The organism is Hoeflea sp. CAU 1731 (assembly GCF_039888615.1).
In the GTDB taxonomy this organism is placed as follows: Bacteria; Pseudomonadota; Alphaproteobacteria; order Rhizobiales; family Rhizobiaceae; genus Flavimaribacter.
The window spans coordinates 81,795-107,909 of the sequence record NZ_JBDQQS010000006.1 but is presented as its reverse complement, the minus strand read 5'-3'; the positions used below and the strand labels follow the sequence as shown (position 1 = coordinate 107,909).

General features: G+C 57.4%; 24 protein-coding genes and 1 pseudogene. 13 read left to right on the top strand and 12 right to left on the bottom strand.

Annotation, left to right across the window (positions count from 1 at the left end):
- Window positions 1-14: 14 nt before the first annotated feature.
- The 6 genes from AAFN47_RS11585 to AAFN47_RS11560 all read right to left on the bottom strand — a co-directional run bounded on the left by AAFN47_RS11585 (window position 15) and on the right by AAFN47_RS11560 (window position 8,076).
- Complete coding sequence (locus tag AAFN47_RS11585) at window positions 15-1,307, bottom strand: TRAP transporter large permease (protein WP_499809387.1); 1,293 nt, start codon at window positions 1,305-1,307, stop codon at window positions 15-17.
- Between the two features lie 13 nt (window positions 1,308-1,320).
- Complete coding sequence (locus AAFN47_RS11580; RefSeq protein WP_499809386.1) at window positions 1,321-1,821, bottom strand: TRAP transporter small permease; 501 nt, start codon at window positions 1,819-1,821, stop codon at window positions 1,321-1,323.
- Window positions 1,822-1,839: 18 nt separating this feature from the next.
- On the bottom strand, window positions 1,840-3,576 hold the full coding sequence (locus tag AAFN47_RS11575) for a hydantoinase B/oxoprolinase family protein (protein ID WP_499809385.1): 1,737 nt from the start codon (window positions 3,574-3,576) through the stop codon (window positions 1,840-1,842).
- Window positions 3,569-5,662, bottom strand: coding sequence for a hydantoinase/oxoprolinase family protein (locus AAFN47_RS11570; protein WP_499809384.1), 2,094 nt, complete (start codon window positions 5,660-5,662; stop codon window positions 3,569-3,571). The genes AAFN47_RS11575 and AAFN47_RS11570 overlap by 8 nt, the downstream gene beginning before the upstream one ends.
- A gap of 111 nt (window positions 5,663-5,773) precedes the next feature.
- Window positions 5,774-6,763, bottom strand: coding sequence for a TRAP transporter substrate-binding protein (locus AAFN47_RS11565; RefSeq protein WP_499809383.1), 990 nt, complete (start codon window positions 6,761-6,763; stop codon window positions 5,774-5,776).
- Window positions 6,764-6,828: 65 nt separating this feature from the next.
- Window positions 6,829-8,076, bottom strand: a complete 1,248-nt coding sequence (locus tag AAFN47_RS11560) for a pyridoxal phosphate-dependent decarboxylase family protein (RefSeq protein ID WP_499809382.1) — start codon at window positions 8,074-8,076, stop codon at window positions 6,829-6,831.
- A 110-nt stretch (window positions 8,077-8,186) separates the two neighbouring features.
- Here AAFN47_RS11560 and AAFN47_RS11555 point away from each other — a divergent pair, with 110 nt between their 5' ends.
- From AAFN47_RS11555 to AAFN47_RS11510, 10 genes are all read left to right on the top strand, one after another.
- Entirely contained in the window at window positions 8,187-9,530 is a 1,344-nt protein-coding gene (locus AAFN47_RS11555) for an aspartate aminotransferase family protein (RefSeq protein WP_499809381.1), read from the top strand.
- Between the two features lie 253 nt (window positions 9,531-9,783).
- On the top strand, window positions 9,784-10,776 hold the full coding sequence (locus AAFN47_RS11550) for a TRAP transporter substrate-binding protein (RefSeq protein ID WP_499809380.1): 993 nt from the start codon (window positions 9,784-9,786) through the stop codon (window positions 10,774-10,776).
- 76 nt (window positions 10,777-10,852) lie between these two features.
- Window positions 10,853-11,356 (top strand): TRAP transporter small permease, encoded by a 504-nt coding sequence (locus tag AAFN47_RS11545; RefSeq protein WP_499809379.1) that lies wholly within the window; start codon window positions 10,853-10,855, stop codon window positions 11,354-11,356.
- A complete protein-coding gene (locus AAFN47_RS11540) occupies window positions 11,353-12,633 on the top strand; it encodes a TRAP transporter large permease (RefSeq protein WP_499809378.1) in 1,281 nt (426 codons plus the stop codon). Before AAFN47_RS11545 ends, AAFN47_RS11540 begins: the two co-directional genes overlap by 4 nt.
- A gap of 32 nt (window positions 12,634-12,665) precedes the next feature.
- A complete protein-coding gene (locus AAFN47_RS11535) occupies window positions 12,666-13,007 on the top strand; it encodes a cupin domain-containing protein (RefSeq protein ID WP_499809377.1) in 342 nt (113 codons plus the stop codon).
- A complete protein-coding gene (locus AAFN47_RS11530; RefSeq protein ID WP_499809376.1) occupies window positions 13,007-13,903 on the top strand; it encodes an NAD-dependent epimerase/dehydratase family protein in 897 nt (298 codons plus the stop codon). The genes AAFN47_RS11535 and AAFN47_RS11530 overlap by 1 nt, the downstream gene beginning before the upstream one ends.
- Entirely contained in the window at window positions 13,900-14,673 is a 774-nt protein-coding gene (locus AAFN47_RS11525) for an MBL fold metallo-hydrolase (protein WP_499809375.1), read from the top strand. Before AAFN47_RS11530 ends, AAFN47_RS11525 begins: the two co-directional genes overlap by 4 nt.
- Window positions 14,631-15,365, top strand: a complete 735-nt coding sequence (locus AAFN47_RS11520) for a GntR family transcriptional regulator (protein WP_499809374.1) — start codon at window positions 14,631-14,633, stop codon at window positions 15,363-15,365. Before AAFN47_RS11525 ends, AAFN47_RS11520 begins: the two co-directional genes overlap by 43 nt.
- A complete protein-coding gene (locus tag AAFN47_RS11515; RefSeq protein ID WP_499809373.1) occupies window positions 15,362-16,084 on the top strand; it encodes an SDR family NAD(P)-dependent oxidoreductase in 723 nt (240 codons plus the stop codon). Before AAFN47_RS11520 ends, AAFN47_RS11515 begins: the two co-directional genes overlap by 4 nt.
- Window positions 16,081-16,848 (top strand): SDR family oxidoreductase, encoded by a 768-nt coding sequence (locus AAFN47_RS11510; protein ID WP_499809372.1) that lies wholly within the window; start codon window positions 16,081-16,083, stop codon window positions 16,846-16,848. The genes AAFN47_RS11515 and AAFN47_RS11510 overlap by 4 nt, the downstream gene beginning before the upstream one ends.
- Window positions 16,849-17,108: 260 nt before the next feature.
- Here the strand turns inward: AAFN47_RS11510 and AAFN47_RS11505 are convergent, their stop codons facing one another.
- The 4 genes from AAFN47_RS11505 to AAFN47_RS11490 form a co-directional block, all read right to left on the bottom strand.
- Window positions 17,109-18,212, bottom strand: a complete 1,104-nt coding sequence (locus AAFN47_RS11505) for an ABC transporter ATP-binding protein (RefSeq protein ID WP_499809371.1) — start codon at window positions 18,210-18,212, stop codon at window positions 17,109-17,111.
- 3 nt (window positions 18,213-18,215) lie between these two features.
- A complete protein-coding gene (locus AAFN47_RS11500) occupies window positions 18,216-19,019 on the bottom strand; it encodes an ABC transporter permease (RefSeq protein ID WP_499809370.1) in 804 nt (267 codons plus the stop codon).
- Complete coding sequence (locus AAFN47_RS11495) at window positions 19,016-19,855, bottom strand: ABC transporter permease (protein ID WP_499809369.1); 840 nt, start codon at window positions 19,853-19,855, stop codon at window positions 19,016-19,018. Before AAFN47_RS11495 ends, AAFN47_RS11500 begins: the two co-directional genes overlap by 4 nt.
- A gap of 66 nt (window positions 19,856-19,921) precedes the next feature.
- Window positions 19,922-20,941: an extracellular solute-binding protein gene (locus tag AAFN47_RS11490; protein ID WP_499809368.1), complete on the bottom strand. Its 1,020-nt coding sequence runs from the start codon at window positions 20,939-20,941 to the stop codon at window positions 19,922-19,924.
- A gap of 147 nt (window positions 20,942-21,088) precedes the next feature.
- Between AAFN47_RS11490 and AAFN47_RS11485 the strand changes: the two genes are divergently transcribed.
- The 3 genes from AAFN47_RS11485 to AAFN47_RS11475 all read left to right on the top strand — a co-directional run bounded on the left by AAFN47_RS11485 (window position 21,089) and on the right by AAFN47_RS11475 (window position 23,794).
- Window positions 21,089-21,832, top strand: a complete 744-nt coding sequence (locus AAFN47_RS11485) for an IclR family transcriptional regulator (protein WP_499809367.1) — start codon at window positions 21,089-21,091, stop codon at window positions 21,830-21,832.
- 15 nt (window positions 21,833-21,847) lie between these two features.
- Complete coding sequence (locus tag AAFN47_RS11480) at window positions 21,848-22,504, top strand: GDSL-type esterase/lipase family protein (protein WP_499809366.1); 657 nt, start codon at window positions 21,848-21,850, stop codon at window positions 22,502-22,504.
- A gap of 561 nt (window positions 22,505-23,065) precedes the next feature.
- Complete coding sequence (locus tag AAFN47_RS11475) at window positions 23,066-23,794, top strand: integrase arm-type DNA-binding domain-containing protein (protein ID WP_499809575.1); 729 nt, start codon at window positions 23,066-23,068, stop codon at window positions 23,792-23,794.
- Between the two features lie 65 nt (window positions 23,795-23,859).
- Here the strand turns inward: AAFN47_RS11475 and AAFN47_RS11470 are convergent.
- Window positions 23,860-24,553: pseudogene (locus tag AAFN47_RS11470) on the bottom strand (transposase); the annotation flags it as partial.
- A 77-nt stretch (window positions 24,554-24,630) separates the two neighbouring features.
- On the bottom strand, window positions 24,631-25,857 hold the full coding sequence (locus tag AAFN47_RS11465; protein WP_499809365.1) for an aminotransferase class III-fold pyridoxal phosphate-dependent enzyme: 1,227 nt from the start codon (window positions 25,855-25,857) through the stop codon (window positions 24,631-24,633).
- Window positions 25,858-26,115: the final 258 nt, after the last annotated feature.

The window sequence follows — 26,115 nt, the reverse complement described above, 5'->3', positions numbered from 1 at the left end:
AGTTGCCGCCCGGTCTATTTGTAGAACAAGTCGATCAGGCCAGTGCTCAATGACGGCGCCATGATCAAAATCAGGACGATCAGGCAGAGCAATGCGATGTAAGGCAGGACCGCCTTTGATATTTGCTCAAGCGACACATTGGCGATTGGCATCGCAATGAACAGATTGGCGCCCAGCGGCGGCGTAAGAAAACCGATCTCAGACGTGACTACCAGCAATATACCAAAGTGAATCGGATCGATCCCGACAGACATGCAAACCGGAAGCAGGATCGGCGTGAGCAATACAATCGTCGCCAGGGTCTCCATGAACGTGCCGATGATGATCAGCCCGATCGCAATGATGATCAGGATCAGGTAGGGATTGTCGGTCTGATCCAGAACGGCCTGACTGACCATCTGAGGCACTTGATACTGGGTTAGCAGGCGCCCGAATACGCCGGCCAATCCAACAATGATTGTCACCGTTCCTCCTACCATAACGGCCTTGAAGAACGCATCAACGCAGCTTCGAAGCGTCAGTTTTCGATATACGAAGAAGCCGACGATCAGCGCGTAGTTCACGGCGACGATCGAGGCCTCGGTCGGTGTAAATACACCGCCATAAATACCTCCGAGAACGATGACAGGCGCCAGCAGCGCCCATCGCGCAGCCCACATTGCCTCTGCGATTTTTTTCAGAGACGCTCTTTCGTTGCGCGTGGTGTAACCCCTGGATCGGCAGAACCACCAGCTTGCGACGATAAGCACAAGCCCCGTGAGGATGCCGGGAACGATGCCGGCGATGAACATTTGCGTGACGGAGACATTGCCCACAACAGCGTAGATGATCATCGGCGTGCTGGGCGGTATCATGATGCCCAGCGTCCCTCCTGTCGAAGCGACTGCGCCGGCGAAGGGCGCCGGGTAACCGTTGCGTATCATTGCCGGAATCATGATGGTGCCGATGGCAGCCACTGTCGCCGGACCGGAACCGGACATGGCCGCGAAGAACATGCAGGCCAGGATGGTGACGCTGGCGAAGCCGCCAGTGATATGGCCGACAAGCGAGGAGGCGAAATCGATCAGTCGCTGCGAAACGCCTCCATATTCCATCAGATAGCCGGCGAGAACAAAGAACGGCACCGCAATTAAAGGGAACTGGTCCGTCGCGTGATAGATCGTCTGAGGCACGGAAAGCGCCGGGATGCCCTCGACCAGCAAGAGCAAGAGGGATATCGCGCCCAGCGCATGCGCGATCGGCAAGCCGAGCAGAATCAGGATCGTGAAACCACCGAAGAGAAAGACTGCAACTTCAACAGGACCCATGGTGGCTGTTCCTTCAGCTCGCTTTGTACCCGAGTTCACGCATGACAATTCGCAAGCCCTGCAAACCGAAACTGACCGGTACGCTCAGATAGGCCCAGAACATCGACATTCCGCTGGACGGCAACGTGTAGCTGACCCGCAGTGTGGAAAGGATCAATTGAAGTCCGTACCAGGCGGTCGCAAGACAAAACGCCAGCAGCAAAACTTCTCCGGTCAGACGCGCGACGGTTCTCGCGCGACCCTTGAACATTTCAATTCCGAATGTGAGACGAATATGGGTTCCCCGCCGCATGGCGGCCGCGGCGCCCAGCATGACGACCCATACGAAAACGACGCGGGAGAGTTCTTCGATCCAGCTATAGCCGATGCTGAAGCCAAAGCGCATGACGATTGTGAACGTCAGCATCAAGTACAGAATAAACAGCATCGCGCACGCAAGATACTCTTCAGACCTGTCCAGATGCTGCAATAGGCTCTTCAATCCCACCCTGCCGGCGCTTTCTGTTTCTGCCATCGCGGTTCCCCGTTGCCCCTAGCTACTGCCCGCATTGTTGCGCAGAGACCGGGTCGACGACCAGTCTATTTGTTTGGAGGCGCTGTTGACCACCACGCGATAGTCTTCCCTGGCCGCCTCGATGGAAACAAGCCCGTCCCGTACGTCACGCAGAACGAGTTCCGCGTCCCGCATTGCAGGATTTCCAACCCCGCCGCCGCCGGGAGAAGATATCCGCATCCGGTTGGGCCCAAGCGACACATTGCCGTAATCCGGAACGGCCATCGCCTCGCCTTTCGCATTTCGCAAATCCATCGTCGCCATCTTGCCATCGCCGCCGCCGCAAACACCAACGCCGGTGGGCCGATTGGCGCCTTCCGAACGAAATGACATTTCCACGTCAGTCAGAAACTCCACGTCGTAATCGACACCCGAGCCGCCCCGGTGTTCGCCCGAGCCGCCGCCGTCACATCGCAATTCCTGCTTGTTTATGCGCACCGGATAAATTTGCTCAAAGGTTTCCGCATTGGGAATCGTGAGCCCGCCAAGCGTTACGATCGGACCGATTTGTTCAAAACCGTCTCGCGTCCGCGTCGCGCCTGCGCCGGAACAGGCCGACCAGTTATACATCACCCAGGTGCGGTTTTCCCGGTCGCGACCAGAAGTCACCGGGAAGGAGTTCTTCCCCCATCCGGCAAGCGCTCTTTCGGGCGAAGCCTCCGTCAGGGCGAACCAGATACAGTGCATGATCTCGTGCGCCGGGAACACGGTGCACATGGTCACCGGCGCTGGCGGATTGGGATTGACCAGGCTGCCTTTTGGCGCGGAAATCTCGATCGCGCGGAACGTTCCGGAGTTTCGAGGCAGTTCCTTTCCGAAGAACGATACAATTCCGGCATAAACGGCGGAGTAGGTATTGGCCAAAGAGGAATTCTTGAAGCCTCGGATCTGCGGATCTGTTCCGGCGAAATCTACGGTCAGCCTGTCCTTGCTCTTTATCAGCGTGACGCGAATACGAATTTTCCGCGTTTCGAAACAGTCATTGTCAAAACTTTCCTCATAGGAATACTCGCCGTCCTCGAGGTTCTGCAGCAGGTGCTTCATCTTCCGCTCGGCGTGATCCATCACGCCTTCAAACGCGCCGCGCAATCCTCCTTCCTGGGAGGCAGACAGTTTGAGCAGTTCCTCGGCGCCGATACGGGCGGAGCCGATCATCGCCAGCAGGTCCCCTTCAAGCAGATGCGGCGTGCGGGTGTTGAGCATCAGCAACCGGAACAGGTCGTCATCCATCTCGCCGTCACGCACAAGCTTGACCGGCGGAATCCGGATGCCCTCATGGAAAATTTCAGTCGCTTCGGGATTGTATGTTCCGGCCGCCCCGCCGCCAATGTCGGATTGGTGCGCGCGGTTGCAGGTAAAGGCGATCAGCGTATCGCCCTCGAAGACAGGCCACGCGACGACCCAGTCGGGAAGATGATTTCCTCCGGCCACATATGGATCGTTGAGGAGAAACACGTCGCCCTTGTAAATATCGTCGCCAAAATAGTCGAGGATCGCCTCGACGGCGAAGCCCCCGCCACCGGTGTGGATCGGGATACCGTCGGCCTGGGAGATCAGATGCCCTTCCGCATCCGCTATAAAACAGGAAAAATCGTGCGACTGGTTGAAGATCGGACTGCGTGACGTCCGGATCATCACCCATCCCATTTGCCTGGCGATGAAATCGAGCCGGTTCTGGATGATCGCAAGCGATATGGGATCGATTTGGCTACGCATGGTCATTGTCCGCCATCATGATCAGGTAATTTCCCGCATTGTCGACGGTGACATTATCGCCGTCGCCGACCAGCAGCGTCGTGGTTTTTTCTTCGATAAGCGCGGGGCCTTCAAAAGCATGGCCTGAGACCAGCGTTGCGCCCGAGTAGCAGGCGACGTCCATCCAACCGGATTTCTGAGCGACCCAGATGCGTCGGGTCTCTCCCGGAACGGGAGGCGCCGCTGTCTGCGCGCCCTGGGGCTGCACAAGTTTTTCCATCAGGCCGGTGGCGGAGGATCTCAAGGCTCTGACTTCTATCGCTCCTTTTGACTGAACATGGCCGAACAGCTTCTCATGCATCGTTTCGAACGTAGAACGGACGCGGTCGTATTCGATCGGCAGGTCGACCGGGACAGGAATGTCCCATTGCTGGCCGACATAGCGAAGATCCATGGTGAACTGGACAATCGCGTCGTCCTCCTTGAACCCCTCGCGCAGGAGTTTGTCGATCACCTCCATTCTAAGATCCAGAAGGCCGTCAACCAGGTCGTCGGGCGAAATCTCTCCCAATATGCCGCGGAAGAACCTCATATTATCGTGTCGGCAATTGGACCCCAGCATGCCGAGCGCACAGAAGGCGCCGGATATCCGCGGCACATACACTCTCTGGCATCCGAGATTGCGCGCAACGTTCACGACATGGAGGGGGCCGGCGCCGCCGCCTGCCACCAGGTCGAACAATTTCGGATCATTGCCGCGTTCGGTGCTGAGCTTCTGAACCGCGAGCACCAGTTGCTGGTCCATCAGTCGCAAAATGCCGATCGCCGCATCTTCAACCGACACGCCGAGCCGTCTGGCGACATGCTTGTCAATTGCATCATGGGCCCGCGACGCATCAATGGTGATCGCTCCATCCGCATAGGGACCGGATACAAAACGTCCCAGCGCCACGTGTGCGTCGGTAACTGTCGGTTGTTCGCCGCCAAATCCGTAGCAGGCAGGTCCGGGCCTGGCACCGGCGCCCTCGGGACCCAGCAGCAGCAATCCGGCTTCATCGACGCGCGCAATCGTTCCACCACCCGCTCCGATGGTATGGACTTCGACTGAAGGAGAGACGATATCGTAGCCGGCGATTTGCAGTCTGTCGGTATAATTGACATGCCCCTCGTTCATGAGCATGACGTCGCAACTCGTTCCACCGATTTCCATCGATATAAGACTATTCTTGCCGATGGATTCCGCAAAGTGGTTCAGGGACCCGATTGCGGCGGCGGGTCCGGAAAGCATGAGATTGACGGCCCTGTCCGCGACCTCTTCGACAGACGTGATGCCGCCGTTGTTCTGTACGAGAAGAAGGGGGGAAGTCAGCCCCGCCTCAGCCAGCCTTTTTTCGAGCGCGCGCAAGTAGTTGATTGTGCGCGGGCCGACGTAGCTGTTCATGACTGCGGTCGAGCCGCGTTCATATTCGCCAAGAATTGGCGCCGCTTCGCTGGATAAAGTGACGTAGTTTTCGGGAAATTTGCTTTCAAGTTCCGCGGCGACTTCGCGTTCGTGCTTTCCGTCGAGGAATGCGTTCATCAGGCAGATCGCGAAGGATTCCACGTCCTCTTCCCGAAAGGTCCGCAGAGCTTCAGCGATGTCGTCCACTGAAAGAGGCTGCAATTCCTTCCCCTCCGCATCAAGACGACCCTTGACGGGCCGTCGGAGATATCGGGGAACAAGAACCGGCGCGAACGGAGCATGGTGGTCCCACGGGTTATCCCGTATGCCGCGTCTGATTTCGAGAAAGTCGCGAAACCCGTCCGTCACGATCAGACCGACACGGGCGCCCTTTCCTTCCAGCGCCGTGTTGGTGGCGATCGTCGTGCCATGGATGAAGTGCGAGACAGACCGGAGAAAGTCGTCTTGGCGCATTCCGAACTCGTTCGCCGCCTTTTCCACCGCGGCCAGCACCGCGTCATCCGGTTTGGAAGGCGTGCTTGGAACCTTGAAAACGTGTATCGAGCCGTTTGGGCTGGCTACGACCATGTCGGTAAAAGTACCGCCGACATCGACGCCAATTCTCAGACCATCTGCCGAGTCGCCGACTTCGCGCCTGTTTGCCATAAAAGTCTCCACCGGCCCGTTGACGTAAAAAGGGCGTCCTGCCGGGCGGCGCAACGCCGCCCGAGTTTCAGTTTTTTATTATGTTGTTTCAGGTCTGCCAGGTCGTTCCGGTCAGCAACCATCCTGTGCGGCGACAATCCGGTCGATCAGTTCTTTACCGAACTCTTCCGACGCTGAATCCAGAACCGGTTGCGCAGCCTCGCGGAATCCGGCGAGATCAGGTTCGGTAAATTCGACGCCCTGTTCCTTCAGAAACACGACGGCTTCTTCCGTATTGGCGGCGTCCGCAGAAATGTTGACGCCTACGGAATTCGTCGCTGCGTCCGTGACGAGCTTCTGGTACTCCTCCGGCAAGCTGTTGAAAAAGCGTCCGTTCATCGCAAAGGTCGCCATACCGACTGCGACATTCGTCACGGCGACATTGTCCACGACTTCGTACCATTTGAACTGCTTGATGCTGGAAATCGGGTTGGCGTCACCGTCAACTACTCCCTGCTGGAGCGCCGGAAACAGTTCAGAGAAGGGCAAGGGAATCGGCGACGCGCCCATTGCCGACCATGTCTGTTCCAGGTACTTGTCCGGGGGAATGCGGATTTTCAGTCCTGCCACGTCGCTGACGCTGTTGACCGGACGTTTTGTGTTGAAGAGCTGCCGGTATCCGAAGGTGTAGTATCCAAGCACATGGATATCCGCCTTTTCCTGGAGTTCCTTGGCCATTTCCTGCCCGACGTTGCCGCTCGTCACCGCCATCGCGCATTCGATGGATTTCAGCAGATACGGCACGGACAGAACCTGGAGCGAAGGCAGGAACGGGCTGATGTTGCTTGTTGAAACAACAGTCGCCTCAAGCGTTCCGATCTGAACGTTGCGCGCCATCTCGGCTTCGCCGCCCATCTGGGAGGATGGAAACACCGTTACCTCGATGTCGCCGTTCGACCCTTCCTCGACCTGCTTTTTGAATTCGGCCAGCGCGACATTGTAAGAATAGCCTTCGGGCGTACTCACCCCGACCTTCAATTTATACTCCTGAGCAAAGACTGCCGATGTCGAAAGGGCCACAAGGGCCGTTGCGACCGGGAGGAGCTTCGTGAAATGCTTCATGGGTCTCTCCTAAGTTGATCGTTGTACGCGCTACACATCTCTCGTTTTCGCGACTCGCGAATCTTCTAGTAGGTCGCCTTTAGTTCGGATTGCATGCCCGGATCGGACCGGACGCTTGTCACGGCGTCTTCGACATCCGCGATATATTCATCGAACACCTTCGCATGGACCAGCGACATCATCTGGTGGATCGCCTTGGGATCGCGCACCAGGCCAGGGAGCCATCCCTTGTTCTTCAGCTTTTCGGCGACGGCATAGATGTCGAAATCGTCCGACTTGTAGGCCACGATCGAAAGATGCGGCTTGCCGAGGATTTCCAGTCCGTCGACTTCGCAAATCCGCTTCTTGTAGAGGTCGATGAAATCCATCAACTCGGTGGCGATGAGCTTGTAGCCATCAAGCCCGAGATGGTTGAACACAGCCCAGGCCGCGGCGACGCCGCCGGCCGGCCGGGTGCCGCAAATCGTGTTCGTATAGAACCTGCCATTCGGCCAGTCGTCGAAGTCGAACGCATGGTGTCGCGCGCGCACTTCGTCCCTGTAAAACACGGTCGAAGCCGGTTTGGGGCAGAATCCGAACTTGTGGAGATCGGCGGAGATCGAACAGACGCCGGGAACCGCAAAATCGAAGGCGGGAATATCCCGGCCGATCATGGCCGCAAAGGGCGCGACATAACCGCCGACGCAGGCGTCCACGTGCATCCATACGCCGGTGTCCAGCGCGATCTGCCCGATCTCCTTGATCGGATCGATGACGCCATAGGGAAAACAGGGGGCAGAACCGACGAGCATGATGGTATCGTCGTCGATCGCCTTGGCGATCGCGTCCGGATCCGCCCTCAGATTCGCGTCAACGGGCGTTCGAACCACGTCCAGATCCATCAGCCGCGCCGCCTTGTTGAAGGCGGGATGAACGGTCGCCGCAGCCACGATATTGAAGCGTGTCTTAGGCGTCCTGCCCTTGCTCCTTTCGTAGTCCCGAGCGGACTGAACGGCCTGGATGATGCTTTCAGTGCCGCCGGTTGTCATGAAACCGCGCACATCGTCGTCGCCATGCAACAGGTCAATGGCCATGCCAACGACCTGCTCTTCCATCTGCAGGACGCTCGGAAAGGCGCGACGACCGCCCAGGGCGTTTTCCTTGAAGAACTCGAAAAAAGCGGCTCTGCCCATTTCGTAAACGTCTTCCCCGCCGTCGAAGACGTAGAGCGGCGCGCGACCGCGCTTCCAGTCGATGTCGCCGGACTTCAGCGCCTGCATCGAGGCCAGCACGTCGCTCTTCGAAAGTCCGTGTTCGGGGAAAGAAATGCGCATGGATATTGACCTCGAATAGCTGCTTGAAAAAAATAGTGCATAAACACATACTGTTCGTCAATAAAGAAATTTCGTTCGCTTTAAGCGAATTTTATTAAAGGAGCTGCAGCATGAAGGAAGATGCGTCGGGGCTGGACGTCACCTGGTCTACCGAAGAGATCATCGATAAACGCAACCGTTTCTTCGCGGCGACGCAAAGAGCTTTCGTGCCTTACGAAAAACCGCTGATCATCAAGCGCGGCCAAGGCCAATACGTCTGGGATGAACAGGACAACCGGCTCATCGATTTGCTGGGTATGAATCTGTGCATCAGTGTCGGCCATGCCCATCCGAGGGTGGTCGCAGCCATGACGTCACAGGTCCAACAGCTGACGCACTGCACCACCATGTTCTACCATCCGGTGCCGGCGCACTTCGCAGAGGAACTGGCCGCAACGATGCCGGCGAGCCACGATTGGGTCGTGCATTTCACGAATTCCGGCGCGGAGGCGATCGACCTCGCACTGATGATGACCCGCACGGCGACCGGCAACCACGACATTATTGCCCTCCGCAATTCCTATCATGGCGCGACTTACGGCGCGCAATCGGTCACTGGCGTCGGCAATTTCAGACACAATATCGGCCAGGTTCCCAATGTGTCCTTCGCCGCCGAACCCGATCAATACCGGGGCATTTTTGGCGAGGGCGTCCAGCCCTATCTCGATGATCTCGACAGAACGATCAACTACACGACCAGCGGCCAGCTGGCGGGCATGATCATCGAGCCCGTCCAGGGATATGGCGGGATTATTCCGATGCCGGAGGGTTATCTGAAAGGCGCGTTCGAAAGAACGAGGGCGCGCGGCGGCCTGTGTATTCTCGACGAGGTCCAGTCCGGCTTCGGCAAGACCGGTGAATCGCTGTGGTGTTTTGAATCCCAGGGCGTTGTTCCGGACATCATGGTCCTTGCCAAGGGCATCGGCAACGGCATCCCGCTCGGCGCAGTGGTCGCCAAACGCGAGGTGGCGGAAACCATGGCCGACAAGTTCCTGTTCCACACCTACGGGGCAAATCCGGTGGCCTGCGCTGTCGGCCGCGAGGTGCTGAAAATCATCGAGGACGAAGATCTGGTCGCAAACGCCAAAAAGGTCGGCGCCATACTTGGCGAAGGGCTGAAAGCGCTTCAGCAGCGTCATGACGTTATCGGCGACGTGCGCGGTCGCGGCTTCATGCAGGCGATCGAACTTGTCAGCGATAGGGAAACCAAGGCTCCGGCCAGCGCCGAAACCGCATTCGTGTTCGAGCGCTCCCGCGCCCATGGTCTGGTCCTGTCGAAGTCAGGCAACTTCAAGAACGTCCTGAGAATGGTCCCTCCGCTTTGCCTGTCGATGGACGACGTCGAGCCTGTGCTCGATGCGCTTGAGCGCAGCTTCACGGATCTGGAGAAGTCCAACAGTATTGGCAGATCATAGGCGTCTTCAACGCTGTCTTTACAGCGGCTTCGCCCTTCCACGGCTCCAGGACGAATGGAGCGGGGCTGAGTGTCGTGCTCCCTTTAGGGCAATGAGCTTCGCTTGCGCTCGCATGTATCGCGCAAGCGCCGAACCATGGTTCGGCTTAGCTGTCTGTCGCGGATATGTGACCGAAGACAGCGGCTAACAAAGGCCGTTGACAATGATTTTATAAAATATAACTTATAACAATCGAAAGCTCAGGGAGGATGACATGAAGCAGTTTTCGCTCTTGGTCGCAGCATGCGCGGCCACACTTTCATTTTCAGCAGCGGCGAACGCACAGGACGTGACGCTCAAGATGGGTCATGTGCTGGCCCCGACGCATCAGTTTCACAAGGGAATGGAGCTTGCGTCCGAGAAACTGGCCGAATCCACAGACGGCAGGATCAAGCTGGAGGTCTTTCCGTCGTCTCAGCTGGGTACGGAGCGCGACATGCATGTGTCCGTTCGCACCGGCGGCGTTGATATGCTGCTCGCCTCCCCCGGCGGCGCCAGCGTACACCTTCCGGAACTTGCTGTTCTCGATGCGCCTTATCTGTTCGAGAATGACGATCACTGGCAGGCTGTCGTCTACGGCGATGTCGGCAAGGAATGGGAAGAAGGCGTCGCGGACGCCAGCGGCGTTCATATCATGGGATGGTTTCCCCGCGGCACGCGCCACGTGATTACCAAAGGCATCCCCCTCAATTCGATCGGGGATATCGAAAACGTAAAGATTCGGGTCGCCGACATTCCGCCCTATCCGCAGGTGTTCCAGGCTTTTGGCGCCACTCCAACGCCTGTCGCCTTCTCGGAAATGTATTCGGCGCTTCAGGCTGGCGTCGTCGACGGCGCCGACGTGCCGCTCGACACGATCCTTGCGCAGAAACTGTTCGAGGTGTCCGACCACGTCAATCTCATTGCCTGGTCGTTCGCCGCGCCCGGTCCGATTCTCATGAGCGACAGCGCCTACAACAAGCTGAGCGAGGAAGACCAGCAGAAATTGCGTGAGGCGTTGCGTGCGGGGACTCAGTATATCGCAAAAGCCTTCACGGAGAACGAAGCCTCCGTCCAGGACGAACTGGAAGCAAAGGGCATGACCTTCGTCACGCCTGGCGATATCGATGCATGGAGAGCGGCTGCGGCGGAAGGCATTCCGGATCTCGCCGAACTCTGGGGCGGAGACGCGGACCTCTACACGCGCATCCGTGACACCGAACACTGACATGCAGACGCCAACGCCTGTGTTTTCCGCGCTTGGCCGCGAACAGGCGTTGGCCTAATGAAAACCGGTTAAGACCATGCGGCAATTCACGCGTCTGATTGGCATGCTGGAAGAAACGGTCGCCGTCATCCTTCTCATCGCGATGTCGGCCATCGCTCTTCTCCAGGTCGTGGGCCGATACATTCTGACCAACCCCTTCATCTGGACCGAGGAACTGACCCGGCTGATGCTGATATGGCTTACTTTCATCGCCGCCGCAGCCGTCACACGACGCGGAATGCACATTGCGGTCGACACGGTGGTTGATGTCCTGCAGCCCGGATACCGCAGATTTGTCATGACGATCGTTCATCTTGTCATGTTCGTGACGTTTATCTGGTTTTCCTATCTCGCGATGAAGCTCGCGCAGAACGTGGGCGGACTTCCTCTGGCGGCGACCCGTTGGTCAATGTCCACGATGGTGTGGCCGGCTGCGATCGGCAGCTTTCTCATCGCCTTTCACTCCCTTGTCCGTGCCATCTCTGTTCTGACAGGGGCGCCTGACAATGAAGCCTCCGGCAACGCGGCGATCCGGACATGATAGCGGTTTACGGTTTAAGTCTCGCAGCGCTACTGGCTCTGGGTTTGCCGGTCGCAGCCGCGATCCTCCTCATCGGCGTCTTTGCTATCCTACTTGCAGGCGTGCCGGTCTCGATCATCGCAGAGCGTATGATCTTCGGTCTGGACAGTTTCCTGCTGATCGCCATTCCGCTCTTCCTGTTCATGGGCAACCTCATGAACGTGTCGGGCATAACCGGCCGCATCTTCGCCTTCGCCGGCGCCCTTGTCGGACATTGGCGGGCAGGCCTGGCGCAGGTCAATGTGGTCAGCTCGGTGATATTTTCCGGCATGTCCGGATCTGCGCTGGCCGACGCCGCCGGTCTTGGAGCGATCGAGATCGACGCCATGCGCAAGGCCGGCTACCGACCCGCATACGCGGCCGCCATCACCGCGGCCAGTTCGACGATCGGCCCGATCATGCCGCCGTCCATCGCCTCGATCCTCTACGCATTCATTGCGGACGTCTCGGTCGGCCGCATGTTCCTGGCCGGCATCGCTCCGGCGTTTCTGATGATGTTCGTGCTGATGCTCACCGTCCATCTGCGCGCCGGCAAAGAGGACCTCCCCCGCAGTCCGAAAACTTCGAACCGGGACCGCTTGAAGAGCCTTGTCGTGGCGCTTCCCGCCCTGTTCATACCGGTGGTGCTGATCGGCGGCATGCGCACAGGCATCTTCACCGCGACGGAACTCGCAGCCGTCGGCGTCTTCTACGCTGCAGTTCTCGGCTTTGCGTATCGCGAAATGGGCGGCCGGGAATTCGTGGAAGCGTCACGCAACACGGCCCTGCAGGCCGGCGGCATCCTCCTGATCGTCGCGGCCGCGCACGTGTTCGCCTGGATTTTGGCTCATGAACAGATACCGCAACATCTCACCGGTTACATCGTGTCGCTCGATCTGGCGACCTGGCAATTCCTGATCATCATCAACATCGTGCTCTTGTTCCTGGGCATGTTGCTCGACACGACTGCGATCCTCATTCTCGTCGCGCCGGTTCTCGTACCCGTCGTCGTGGGTCTCGGCGTCGATCCAGTTCATTTCGGCATCGTCATGATCGTCAACATGATGATCGGTTTGCTGACGCCGCCGGTCGGAATGGCGCTGTTCGTGACGGCGCGCATAGCCAATGTCAGCGCCATGGCCGTTGCGCGGGAGGCCGCTCCCTATGCCCTGGCGCTGTTCGCCCTTCTGATAGTCATCACTTTCACGCCGCAGATCGTCCTGTTTCTTCCGGAGCTTGTCTATGGAACCGCCAACTGAATGTCGCATCACCCGGCCTGGAGAACGTACAAATGAACGATGAAATACTTCATGGAGGCGCGCGCCGCCTGCCTGCCAGGGTGATTTCAGGCGTACAGAGCCGGGCTCAGCATGTGTCCTGGTACGAAATCGCTCCCGGCGAGGAATGCACGCGCCACGTTCACCAGGGAAAGTCCGAGACCTGGCTCGTTATCGAGGGCGCGGGCGTGAGCCAAATCGGCGAGAGCGAACATGACGTCGGCCCCGGAGACATGATCGTCACCCCGCCGGGCACGCCTCACGGGCTCAGGAACACCGGCGCTTCTCCTTTGCGGTTCGTCAATCTCGTTCTCTACGAGGGATCCGGACCGGTGACGACGAAGGAGATCGGATAATGAAATTGGTGGTCACCGGGGCGGCCGGTTTCGTCGGGTCCGAGGTCGGCCGCGTCGCCGTCGAGCTTGGCCACGAGGTTCTCGGCATTGATCGGCGGCAGTCCGATTGCGCGCTGCCTTTTTCGGTCGAAACCGCCGATATCACCGATCGCGACCACATGACCGACGTCATTGGCGACAGCGACGCCGTCATCCACTGCGCGGCACTCGTCGGCCCCGCGCCCGCAACCGCCGATCCGGCGGCGGCGACAGAAATCAATGTGCTTGGCGCACTCGCAATGCTTGAGGCGGCGCGCCGGCATAACTGCCGCATCGTCAATCTGTCCACCGCCACGCTCTACGGTCGCCGATCGGACGCGGCGCCCCTTTCCGAAACCGAGCCTGCCGACCCGGTCGGGATCTATGACGCGACGAAGTTCATGTCGGAAACGCTCTGCGATTCCTATCGCAAAAGTTTCGGCGTCGACGTCGCCTCGTTTCGCACCGGCTTCGTCTACGGGCGCAATCACAGTACGGGAGACTATTTTGTCGGCCGCATGCTGGCAGGCGTCACGCGCATTCGCGAGCCCGGTCGGGACCACCCGTGCGACTTTACCTACGTCAAGGATCTGGCGCTTGGACTGGTCCAGGCGGCCGAGGCGCCAGAACTGCCTGAGCCTGTCTACAACGTCACGGGCGGCGTGGCCCGCACGCGCGGCGAACTGGCCGGCATCGTCTCTCAGTATCTCCCCGAAGCCGATATCGAACTGGAACCCGGAGTGGACCCCGCGCGCCATCTCAGAGGCCCCTGCATTCTCGATCGCGCCCGGCGCGATTTCGCATATGCGCCCGCATTCGATCTTGAAGCCGGAATAGCCGACTGGATCGCCGCAGAAAAGCAGGCCGCTCCCCGATGATCTGGTCCGTCGACATACATACCGTCGCCACAGCCAGGACGCCGGGGCCGGAAGTCTATTTCCAGCGCGATTTCGGTCACTGGGTCGACATCGCGATCCATGTTTTCGTGCTGCGGTCCAGCCTAGGCGTCGTTCTGGTCGACACCGGCCTGATCCCGGATACTTCCGATCTCAACGCCGCCATGAAGCGACGCAAGGGACCTGAAGCCGGATTCAATCGCTGCGGAAGCGGCGTCGAACCACTTCTCCAAGACGGGTTTGCGGCGGTCCTCCTCACCAGCTTCGGGCCCTATGCCGCTGGCGGCGTAAACGCTGTGCCCGATGCTGTCCCCGTCTACGCATCCGCTCGCGGCCTTGCCAATCTCGCAATGCCGGAAGAACCCTGCCTGGTGCATGGACTTCCACAGGTTGTGTCGAACAGGCTTGCAAAGGCTAGGCCGGTCCATGATACGCTTGAGGTCATGCCGGGAATCGCCATGCGCGAGGTCGGCGTGCATCACCCTGCCTCGACCGCGATCGAGATAGCGACTGAAGAAGGACTGCTCGTGATCGCCGACCCGATTTTCAGTACCGACAACCTGACGAGAGGCGTCGCCCTCGGGGCCTCGGAAAACGCTGCAGGCTGGCACAGGCTGGTGCGCGATTACGCGGCCCGCGGCGCCAGATTTCTACCCATACACGAACCGGTTCCACACCCCGTCGCAGTCCACCTGTCGCCGGATGGGAGATGGTCGGCGACGACAGCCAGTGCGAGGTCCGACGCGACATGACTGGTCAAGGCAAGAACGGAACATTGGCCACGCACCGCACCAAGGCCGAAGCCGTCTACACATTCCTTCGCGAGGAAATTCTGTCAGGCGCGCTCGAACCCGGACAGCGCCTCACCCTGGCGGCGCTGTCGGAGCGTCTCGGCACGTCCATGGTTCCGGTCCGCGAAGCGCTGATGCGTCTTGAAAGAGAAGGTCTCGTCGAAGCCACGCCCTATCGCGATATCCGCGTCGCCTCGATGTCGATCGCGGACATGGTGGAACTGTTCGGCGTCAGGGCGACGCTGGAAGGCTATGCGATCCGGCTGGCCGTCCAGAACGAAGGGCAATTGATCGCCGATCATCTGGAACAGATCAACCGGAGCTTCGAAAGGGCGGCCGAAGACAAGGATTTTTCCGAGGTCAACAATCTCAACTGGGAATTCCATCGTTTCATCCTCGACCGGGCGCATAACTTCCACTTGCGTCGCTTTCTGGAGGACATCTGGTCGAAATGCGTTCGGTACCGGGCAGGATTCCGTCTTATACCGGGTCGCGACCTCTCGGCGGTCGTCGAGCACGACGAGATCATTTCGGCGATCCGTGAAGGAACGCTTGACGATGTCGAGAAGGCATGTCGAAGCCATATCGAAAAAGCCGGTCTGGAGATGAAATCCTATCTCGAAGCGGAAGAGCAGAAGGCGCAGGCCCGGTGAGCCATCCTGTTCTGGTCACGGGAGCGATGGGCGATATCGGCCGGGCGGTCGTCGCCAGACTGGCGCGCGCCGACCTGCCTGTGATTGCAACCGACCGGGTCGAGGCCGATGCAGACCTGCTTGACGACGCCGCATCCTGTTTGCGGGCCGACTTGCCTGACGGGATTGGAGCCCTTGCCGAACAACTGCCGGACAAACTCGGAGCGATCGTCCATGTCGCCGGCGTTATCCACACGCATCCGGCCACGTCGATCGACCGGGAAACCTTCGACGCGATCTTCGCGACCAATGTCTTCGCGCCGCTCGATCTCGTGTCGAAGATCCATGACCGTCTGGTCGACGGCGGATCGATCGTCTTCGTCGGGTCGCTGGCCGGAATGCGGGCGTCGCCTGCAAACCTGCTTTACGGCGCCTCGAAGGCAGCGCTGCACAACGCCGCCAAATCACTGGCGTCCGATCTTTCCAGGCGCAGCGTCCGGGTCAACGTCGTGGCGCCCGGCCTGATCGACACAACGTTGACGGACCGTACGAACGAAGATCTCGGCGCCCTGCGCCAGCGCAGCGCTGAAGACATGGCGCGCGACCGGTTTGACAAGATCCCTATCGGCCGTATCGGGCGCCCCGAAGACGTGGCTGGCTGCGTCGCGTATCTCCTGTCCGACGAGGCGAGTTTCGTGACGGGAGCAGAATTTCTAATCACAGGTGGAGGCCATTTATGAGCGACAAAAAGAACGACACATCATGGGCCCTGGTTACAGGCGCGTCACAGGGTCTTGGCGCGGCGATCGCCCGCCGGCTGGCAGCCGACGGTTACGATGTGGTCGCGATGGCGCGCAACCAGAGCAAACTGGACGCGCTGGCTTCGGATATCGAACAGCAGGGAAAACGGTGTGTGCCCATCGCCTGCGATTTCTCCGATCCGGCAAGCGTCAGCCAGTCGTTTGACAAGCTGGCGGCAGAAAATATTTTCGTCGACGTCCTTGTCAACAACGCCGGCATGATTGGACCGATAGGGCCGTTGCTCGAAACTGCGCCGGAAGAATGGGAAGCCACCGTCAATCTCAACCTGTTCGGCGTCATGCGCTGTCTGAGAGCCGGTGTCCCCTTTTTCAACGAAGGCCGAATTGTCATCGTGAACATCTCGTCGGGCGCAAGCCAGAACGCGATGGAAGGCTGGAGCGCCTACTGCGCCTCCAAGGCGGCGCTCGCCATGGTGACGAAATCGCTCGCGAAGGAACTCTCTGACAGGTGTCTCTCCTACGGCTTTCAGCCGGGACTGGTCGACACCGACATGCAGGTCATCATTCGGCAATCCGGCGTGAACCCTGTCAGCAAGGTGCCGAAGGAGAAGTTGCTGCCGCCGGAAGATCCGGCCACGATCGTCGGCTGGCTCTGCAAGGAACGGCCCGAGGATCTGCACGGAACGGAATTCCGCGCCGACAACGCCGAGATACGCAAGCGGGCGGGCTTGGCTGCGGTTTGAAGGCCCGCCGACCGACGGTCATCTCAACTTGAGCCATCAGTCGAAATCTCATGTTTGCTCGCTCGCACCGGCTGCTGGACTTGCTTCGATAAAGTGGAGAGGTTGTCCCAAGTTGAAAGGAAATCTGCGTATCGAAACGACTACAATTTACGAAGGAATTTGAGCGAGAAATTGTACGGCTGGCCGAGAAGAGCGATCAGGCGTGTTTGGAGATATATGCTAATTCATCTAGCTTTTTGACCCGCTCTGGTTCCCAGGCCTCATTCGGCAAACACCAGTGAATCCGCCCTGTCCCACGAGACGAAAATATTCTCGCCCGGGTGAAACATCTCCGCCTCTGGACTGCCGGTCAGTTTGACGACCTTGAAAGTCGTGTCGGCGCAGGTTGCGTATATGTTGATTCGATCGCCTATCAGAATGATGTCGTCGACAACTCCCGCCAGATGGAAACCTTCGGCTGCCGTTCGAGATATCCGAACCGTCTCCGGACGAACCATGAGCAACACCGGGTCACCTTCGCTGAAGTCACCGACACGATCTGCCGAGAACGGAACCGCAATTCCATCCGCGATCTTGATCGAAGGCGCGAATACCGAGGTCGCATCCATTTTTCCCGAGACGCGGTTGATATCGCCGACAAACTCGGCCGCAAACGCCGTTTTCGGATGCCGGTAGAGCGTCGCGGGATCAGCGATCTGCACAATGTTTCCCGAGTCCATCACCGCAATTCTGTCCGCCATTGACATGGCTTCAGACTGGTCGTGGGTCACCAGTATCGTTGTGATACCCAGCTTGGATTGGAGTTGCCTGATCTCGCGCTGCACGGAGCCTCTGAGTTTGGCGTCAAGCGCCGCAAGAGGTTCGTCAAGCAGCAGTATTCTCGGTTGGACGACGATAGCGCGCGCCAGAGCCACCCTTTGTTGCTGGCCACCGGACAACTGCGAAGGATATCGCTCCTTGTAGTCTTCCATCCTTACAAGCTTCAGGGTGTCACTGATGCGTTTGTCGACTTGGGATTTCGGCGACTTTTTCATGCGCAACCCGAATGCAAGATTGTCGCGTACATTCATGTGCGGGAACAGTGCGTAACTCTGAAATACCACACTAATGTCTCTTTTCCACGGAGGAGTGTCATTAACCCGCTTTCCGTCAATCGCGACTTCACCCCTGTCTGTCTCCAACAACCCGGCGATTGATCGAAGCAGAGTGGTTTTCCCGCAACCCGAAGGTCCGAGCAAGGCCAGAAACTCTCCCGCCTGGACTTCAATGCTGACGTCTGACAAGGCGTTGGTATCGCCATACGATTTCGAAAGGCCCTTGATCGAGAGATGTCCGATCCTGTTGCCGGCGTCCGAATTGCTCACATTCTACCTCGACTGCATCGTCAGGTTCTGAAGCCCGTAGAAACGCTCGAGCGCGAGGAGAGCCAGAACCACAATTATCATTTTGATCACGGAGATGGCGGCGACGGCCGGATCATAGTTGTAAGTCAGATAGGTAAGAATCGAGACCGGCAGCGTGATCGAACTCGCATTTGACAAAAGCAAAGCAATCGCGACTTCATCGAATGACACCAGAAAGGCGAACATGCCTCCCGCAAATATGGCGGGCCTTAACATGGGAAGCGTCACGAACCAGAATGTCGAAAGAGGTTTTGCCCCGAGCGTGTAGGCGGCTTCTTCGATCCTTGGGTCTGCGCCGGAATAGACAGCGACGATTGTCCTCACGAGATAGGGTAGCACGATGACCACGTGTCCGAAGAGGAGCCCTGCATACGTGTTGCCAAGGCCGATGTCACTCAGGAAGAACAACATGGCGATGGCAAGAATGAGCGCCGGCATACTCAGTGGCGAAAGGAGAAAATTCTGTATTACCCGGGCGCCCCGAAAACTGTGTCGCACGATCGCGATTGAAGCAGGCAGCGCCAGCGCCGCTGCCAAGATCGACGCAGAGAGACCCAGGACAACGCTGTTCCAAAGCGGCTTCATGAAGCTTGGATCAGACAGAACCCGGACCATCCATTTGGTGGAATAGCCAGGAGGCGGGAAACTCACGAAGCTGGCTTCGGAGAAAGCCACCACAACGACAATGAGCTGCGGCAGGAGAAGAAAAACGCTGATGACTGCAAGATAACAGACCATGAGCGATCCGGGTCGCGACCTGATCTTCATCGGCGGGCGCCCTTTCTTGACAGGCTCAGTTGCAGGGCTGTGGCGATCAGAACCACGAAGATGAGGATATTTCCGAGAGCCGCGGCAAACGGCCAGTCCGAGGCAAGATTCAATTGTTGATAAACGAGAAGCGGGAGCACCATGGTGGAATTAGTACCCATCAGCATGACCGTTACGAAACTGCCAATTGAGAGCGCGAAAACCAGGACTGTTCCCGTTATCACTCCTTGTAGGCTCAAAGGAAAGATAACGTGGATTATGGTCTTGAGCGGAGTAGCCCCAAGCGTGGTCGCGGCATCCTCGAGTTCACCGTCTATACCTTCGAGAGTGCTGGCTATCGAAAGCACCATGAAAGGCAGCAGCACCTGAACCATCGCAATCGCAATTCCTGTCCATGTGCCTGTCAGTGTAATGGTGTCCAGTTCCAGAAACTTGAGGATAGAATTGAGAAATCCGCTTCGGCCAAAAATGACCATCCATCCGAACGTTCTGACCACCACATTGATTAATAGTGGCGTGACGACCAGAAATATCAGAAAGCTTTTCAGGGCGCCTCTGGATCTGGCGATGGCTATCGCCAGCGGATAACCCAGAAGCAGGGAAGCGATTGTGACTACCAGACTCAGTGCGATCGTGTCTCCGAGCACTTCCAGATAGTACGCGTCTCCCAAAGCGCGGGCGTACTGGGCGAATGTGATCCCGCCTTCATCATCCTTGAAACTCTCGAGAAGATTGACGATCAGCGGTCCGACAAAAAATACTGCAAGAAATGCAAACGCGGGAAACGTCAGGAGATATCCTTTTGCGCCCTGCCGTATGCTTCCCCGTCGAGTCATGTCATCTCAACTTAGCTTCATACCGTGATTGCCAGGCTGGCGCGGTCTGCGCCAGCCTGCAAAGGTTTAGCGAACTTCCTTGTTCCAGCGCTCGATCCAGTTCGGAATCTTGTCCATGAACGATCTGAACTCAGGCTGGCGAACGGCTTCAAGCGGTGTCAGAACTGCTGCAAGCTCCTCCGGATACTCAACCTTGGAGTTGACGATCGGATACTTGATCATTTTCGAGTGGCCAAGTTGGGCTTCCGGAGAAAGAACACAGTCTATGTATGTCCATGCTTTTTCGGATCCGTTGTTTACCTTGGCGAGCATGGCCGCCGACTGGAATGCGCCCGGATCGGGAATATAGGCTCCGGCCCAATCATTTTCCTCTGCAAAGGCGTATGCCCGACCGTCCCAGTAAACCAGAATATCGATTTCCTTGGCCGCGAACATGTTCATTGCGTCGACCGGTGACGTCCAGTAGTTGGCGACGTTTGGCAGCATTTCCTTGTATTTCTCAAAGACCATATCTTCATCCCCGTCGTACAAGGTCGTCAAAAACCAAGTAAACATCGGGCCCCAAGCCATCGTGACAGCAGGAAACGATACGCGGTCTCCGTATTTCCCTTCGATCGTCTGATCGATGAGTGTTTTCCAATCGGCGGGAGGCTCTGGAATTGCTTCCTTGTTATAGAGGACGATCATCGCGCCAAAATTCTGGATCGTTGCGTAGTTGTCCCACTGCTCGCGGAACACCTCAGGCACATCGGCAAGATTGGGGACTTTTTCGACAGACAACTTTTCCAGCAAGCCTTCCTCACCGGCGCGAATGGCGTCAATTTCGCTCAACAGGGCTACGTCGATCGGCGGGTTGTCCGGGTTGGCGCGCAGTCGATTTATGACCTCGCTTGAGTTGATCGTCAGTACTTCCGGTTGCTCGCCCGTTCGCTCTTCGTAACAGGAGACGAAATTCGCCTTAGCGGATTCGAGCCAGACGCCACCCGACGAGACCACGACAAGGGGATCGTCAGCGAACGAAGGGCCGACCATCAGGGTTGACGCAAACAATGAGGATAAAAATACTTTCGACAATCGGTGGATCATTGGAGTTTTCCTCTTTTATGGGGCACGAATTGTTCATTTGCTGGAAAGACAATTCTTCGATTTGACTCGATCCTATGCAGATAGTACCACCTGTGTCAACTAATTGCTCTATATGGAACGCTAGGTGATCTTTGGAGGAGATCTGGTATGAGTTCACTCGATAGTGCGCTGCGAATATTACAATGTCTTACGCCGGAAACGCCCCGGCTCAAGGTTTCCGAAATCGCGGACCGGCTGGACCTGCCCAAAAGCACTGTATCACGTCTCCTGAAGACTCTCAGCGAAAGTGGCGTTCTCGATCGTGATGATGAAACGCGTCAGTATTTCGCCGGTCCTCGCACGCTGCAACTCGGCGGGCTGTATATGGCTCAGAACGATCTGATGGATTTCCTTAACGAGGCGGTTCTTGATCTGGTCAACACATACGGCTTCGTCGGCTACATCGGCGTTCTGGACGGATTGGACGTCATCATCATCCGAAATAGACAGGGATCATATCCACTGAAGTATGTGCTGCCGGTCGGCACAAGACAGTTTGCACCCTCCGCCGCCCTCGGAATCGGGCTGCTGGCGCGGCTTGACAGCATGTCAATCGAGGCACTTGCGAACTCTGTCCCGCCGGAACAGGATTTCGATCTCGAATTAACGAAGAAGAATATTTCGAGCCATGCCCGTAATGGCTTCATCGAGATCGCCTGCAAACCGGTGCCGGGCATTTCTGCAATAGGCTCATCCGTGCACATTCCCGGCTCCAATGAACCGGCGATCGGCTATTCGCTCTCATTTCCGGAAGCTGCAACCGATGCGGCGACGAGAAAAAGGATGTCCGGGAGCGTCGCCTCAATTTCGGAAACGATCCGAACCAGATTTACTACAATTCCCGCACAATAAAGGACGAAGGCCAGTATGTATCCTCAAAGAAAGTCCCATTCGCGAATCTGCTTCATAGGCGATGCCTTCACTGTCGGAGCAGGTGATGAAACCGCACTGGGATGGGTCGGTCGTCTCGCACGGAACGAATGGAACAACGATCACGACATAACGATCTACAATCTCGGCGTCAGAGGAAACTCCTGCCGCCAGATCGCGCCGCGATGGCGAAACGAATGCGAACTGAGATTGCCTGAGAACTCAATGGGACGGCTTGTTTTCATGTTCGGGGGAAATGACGCCAAGGAAGTTGTCGGACAGGGCGTTGAAGTAACTCTGGACGACGCAGCCGAAATAGCGGAAGAGATGATGTCCGAGGCCTCGCAGTGGCTTCCGACCTTGTGGATAGGCATGATCCCCATGAACGAGCAACTCCCCTATCCGCTGCTACTTCCTGGCGCTCCCCAGTTCCGCTTTTCAAACGCGCGTCAGAGCGAATACAACGAGACGTACAAGAAAATAGCCAACAAACTCGGCATTCCCTTTCTCGATCTTCACTCGCAGCTGTTGGAAGATTCGCGCTGGATGGATCTCACGCAGCGAGGAGACGGCAGCAACCCGGCCGGTGAAGGATACGCCTATATCGCGGACAGGATTTCGGCCTGGTCTGCGTGGCGGGCATGGTTTGATTGAGCAAAGTTGAGTAGCCGCATCCCAGGTCGGTCAGGTAGCAGATCACATATTTTCCGGCCTCTCGGCGTGCCCTACCCCACCCAATGATAGCGTTTGCCAAGAGTTTCGCCAACTCAACCGCGTCGCCAAAATCCGAACAAAAATAGAACATCACTGCTGCATTTTACCGGCGTTCATGCTATATTACATCGACCGGTGGAAGAGTCTGTCACTGCAAAAAACAGCGCTTCGAATGGCAGAATCCGAAATTCCCGAAACAAAGCCAGTTTGGCCAAATCGGCAGAATCCCGAAACAAACCCAGATTTTGGATTCGTTCGAAATATTTCTCTAAACATATGATTTATAACGATATTTTGGTGCCCCGACAGGATTCGAACCTGTGACCTCTGCCTTCGGAAAGCTAAGGTTTATGGTTTCTGGAGATTTCTCAACATTCCTTGAAATTCACTAATTACTGGATTTAATTACTTTTTTCCCGTTTCGCTATTTTAACGTTCCTTGATGTTCCCGCGTCGGTGGTTACTTTTTCAAAAAGTAACCACCGATTTGGATCCCGTCGCATGCCTAACAAACTGACGAAATCTGTCGTCGATCGTGCTCATCCTGCAGATCGTGACTACTTCCGGTGGGATAGCGATCTGAAGGGTTTCGGCATCAAGATCTCAAATAGCGGCCGAAAGACTTATGTCTGCAAATATCGAATTGGTTCAGGCAGGTCAGCACCAACGAGACGTTACGCCATTGGCGCGCATGGCTCTCCCCGGACCGTCGATCAGGCCAGAGCTGAAGCCCGTCGCATCCTCGGCAGAGCGGCAAATGGTGTAGACCCGGCACAAGAGAAACAGAACGAGAAAAGGCATATCACGGTTACCCAGCTCTGCGATCTGTATTTCGTGCACGGAACCGGAACGAAGAAGCCAAGTACCGAGGCCACCGATCGGGGACGAGTCGAGCGACACATCAAGCTGCTACTTGGCAAGAAAAATGTGCGGGACGTTACTCGTGCGGATATCAATCCAAGGGCAATCGCAATCCTGAAATTACTGATGTTTACGGGAATGCGAAAAAGAGAGATTGAAACGCTGCGGTGGAGCGAGGTCGACTCAGATCGCGGATATCTACGACGCGAAGATTCGAAAACGGGACAGAAATCCGTTCCGCTGAGTGCACCCGCGAGACAAGTAATCTCCGAAATTCCAGCACTTGAAGGAAGCACTTTCATGTTCCCGCTTTCCGAGACAACGGATTCTATGAAGGCACTCCGAAGGTCTGGAAGAAAATCCGAATAATGGCGGAGATCGAAGATGTCCGGCTTCACGACCTGCGTCACAGCTTTGCGAGTGTAGCCGTATCCGGTGAAGTCGTCGACGACGGCGAGCACCCGGAAGCGGCGGCCGTCGGTGAGGGCATCGCTGATGAAGTCCAGGCTCCAGCGCTCATTGGGGCGTGAGGGCAGAGCCAGAGGACGCCTCGTTCCCAAAGCCCGCTTGCGGCCGCCACGCTTGCGCACCGTCAGCTTCTCCTCCCGGTAGAGACGTCGAAGTTTCTTCAGGTTCATGACGATCCCCCGACGATCGAACATCACGTGGATGCGCCGATAACCGAAGCGCCGGCGCTCCGATGCCACCTTCTTCATCGCCTCACGGATAGATGCATCGTCAGGCCACACACCGCGATAGCGCATGCTCGACCGATCCACCGATAAAACCTCGCACGCCCGACGCTGGCTCACCCCGTGCCGCGCACAGACGTGAACCACCGCATCCCGCTTCACATCGGGCGTCACCTTTTTTTGAAGCGACATCCTTCAGGATGGCATTGTCCAGCATGATTTCGGCGAGCAACTTCTTCAGCATGGCGTTCTCGTCCTCGAGCGCATTCAGCTTGCCGGCATCGGACACGTCCATGCCGCCATACTTCGCCTTGTATTTGTAGAAGGTTGGATCCGAGATGCGGTGCTTGCGACAGACGTCGACCGTCTTCGCGCCCGCCTCCTGCTCCTTCAATATCCCGATGATCTGTTCTTCCGTGAACCGTGAACGCTTCATTCGTCCGTCTCCTCGTTGTGACGGACTCTACCAAATTCTGGAGGAAGTTCAGGCTCTCAGAGCAAGATGTTTAGCCCTCACGTGTTGCGCGCATTGGATAGGGCGGCAAAGGCCTCATCCGTTGCAGCGAGCGCGGTGTCAATATCGTGGCTGGTATGGGCGACCGACAGAAACATTGTATGGGACGGATGCATATACACTCCGCGTTTCAGCGCCTCCAGGCAAAAGGCGTTGCCGGTACGACGTTCCGCATCATCGTCAAAGAGAACGAGCGGCATCTGTGGCGGACCGCTTTGCAGCAATCTGAAGCCATGTTTCTTTGCCTGCGTGTCAAGTCCATCACGCAACCGTTGGCCCATCGCTTCCATGTGCGCAATGCCATCACCACCCCGAAGCTTTCGGATACAGGTAATCGCCGCGGCCATCGCCACGGAAGAGGTCCAGAACGAGCCGGTGGTGAATACTTTCGTGGCCCCTTCCCTGAACCGATCATTGCCGGTCACCGCAGCCAGCGCGTAGCCGTTGGCGATCGCTTTGCTCCACGCACTGAGATCGGCGCGCACACCGACGCTTTCCCAGGAGCCCCCCGGATCGAGCCTAAATCCGGCTCGAACATCATCGACCACAAGGGCCGCTCCTTCCTTGTCGGCAAGGGCTCGGGCCAGTTGCGCGAAGGCCAGAGTCGGGAGTTCGTGTTCCTTTCCGAGATCATGCTTGAATGCTGAAACCAGGATAGCAGCAAGATCGCCCTTCGCCAGCTCAACCGCCGATTCCAGACTTTGAACATCGTTGTAATCGTAATAGATCAGGTGAGCCCGGTCGGCCTCCGTCACCCCTGCCAGTGACGGCGTGCACCATGGGATAGCGCCGTGATAGGCGCCGCGCGCGACCAAGATCTTTCGGCGCCCGGTGCCAGCCCGAGCGATAGTCACACATGCCGTTGTGGCGTCCGTACCGTTCTTCGAGAACATCGCCCAATCCGCATGAGGCACTGTTTCGACCAACAGTTCCGCCAGTTCCACGAGACGGGGCGAAGGTCCGTTCATCGTGTCTCCAAGTCGGGCCTGCGCTGCCGCTGCGGCATCGACATCCGAATCTCCGTAGCCAAGGATCATCGGCCCCCAACCGCACAGAAAATCGATGTATTCCCGGCCATTGACGTCCCAGGTACGGCAGCCTTCGGCGCGCGTGAAGTATTGAGGATAGCCGTCAGGCATGCGACTGGCGACATTTTGATGTCCCCACATCCCGCCGGGGATTACTTGCCTGGCGCGGTTTCGCAACGACTTGTCATTTGCACTCATTTCAATGTTCATCGTCGCCCTCAACAGCGCAGACTAGGCATTTGCCTGCCATTCCTAAACTTGATATATCATGTATCGTAGCTCGGGGTAAAAAACAACGCCGCCAGGGCGAATGCTTTCAAACTGCTCAAGGAGCGGCGGCATTACCTGCAGACGCTTCAGCACGTCGCTTCGTCGATGCTCTCTGACAAATAGATGGCGAAGGTCGGCGTTGAAACAAGAAACAGGTTGGTGCGCCAGCCGGCGATCAGACATGGG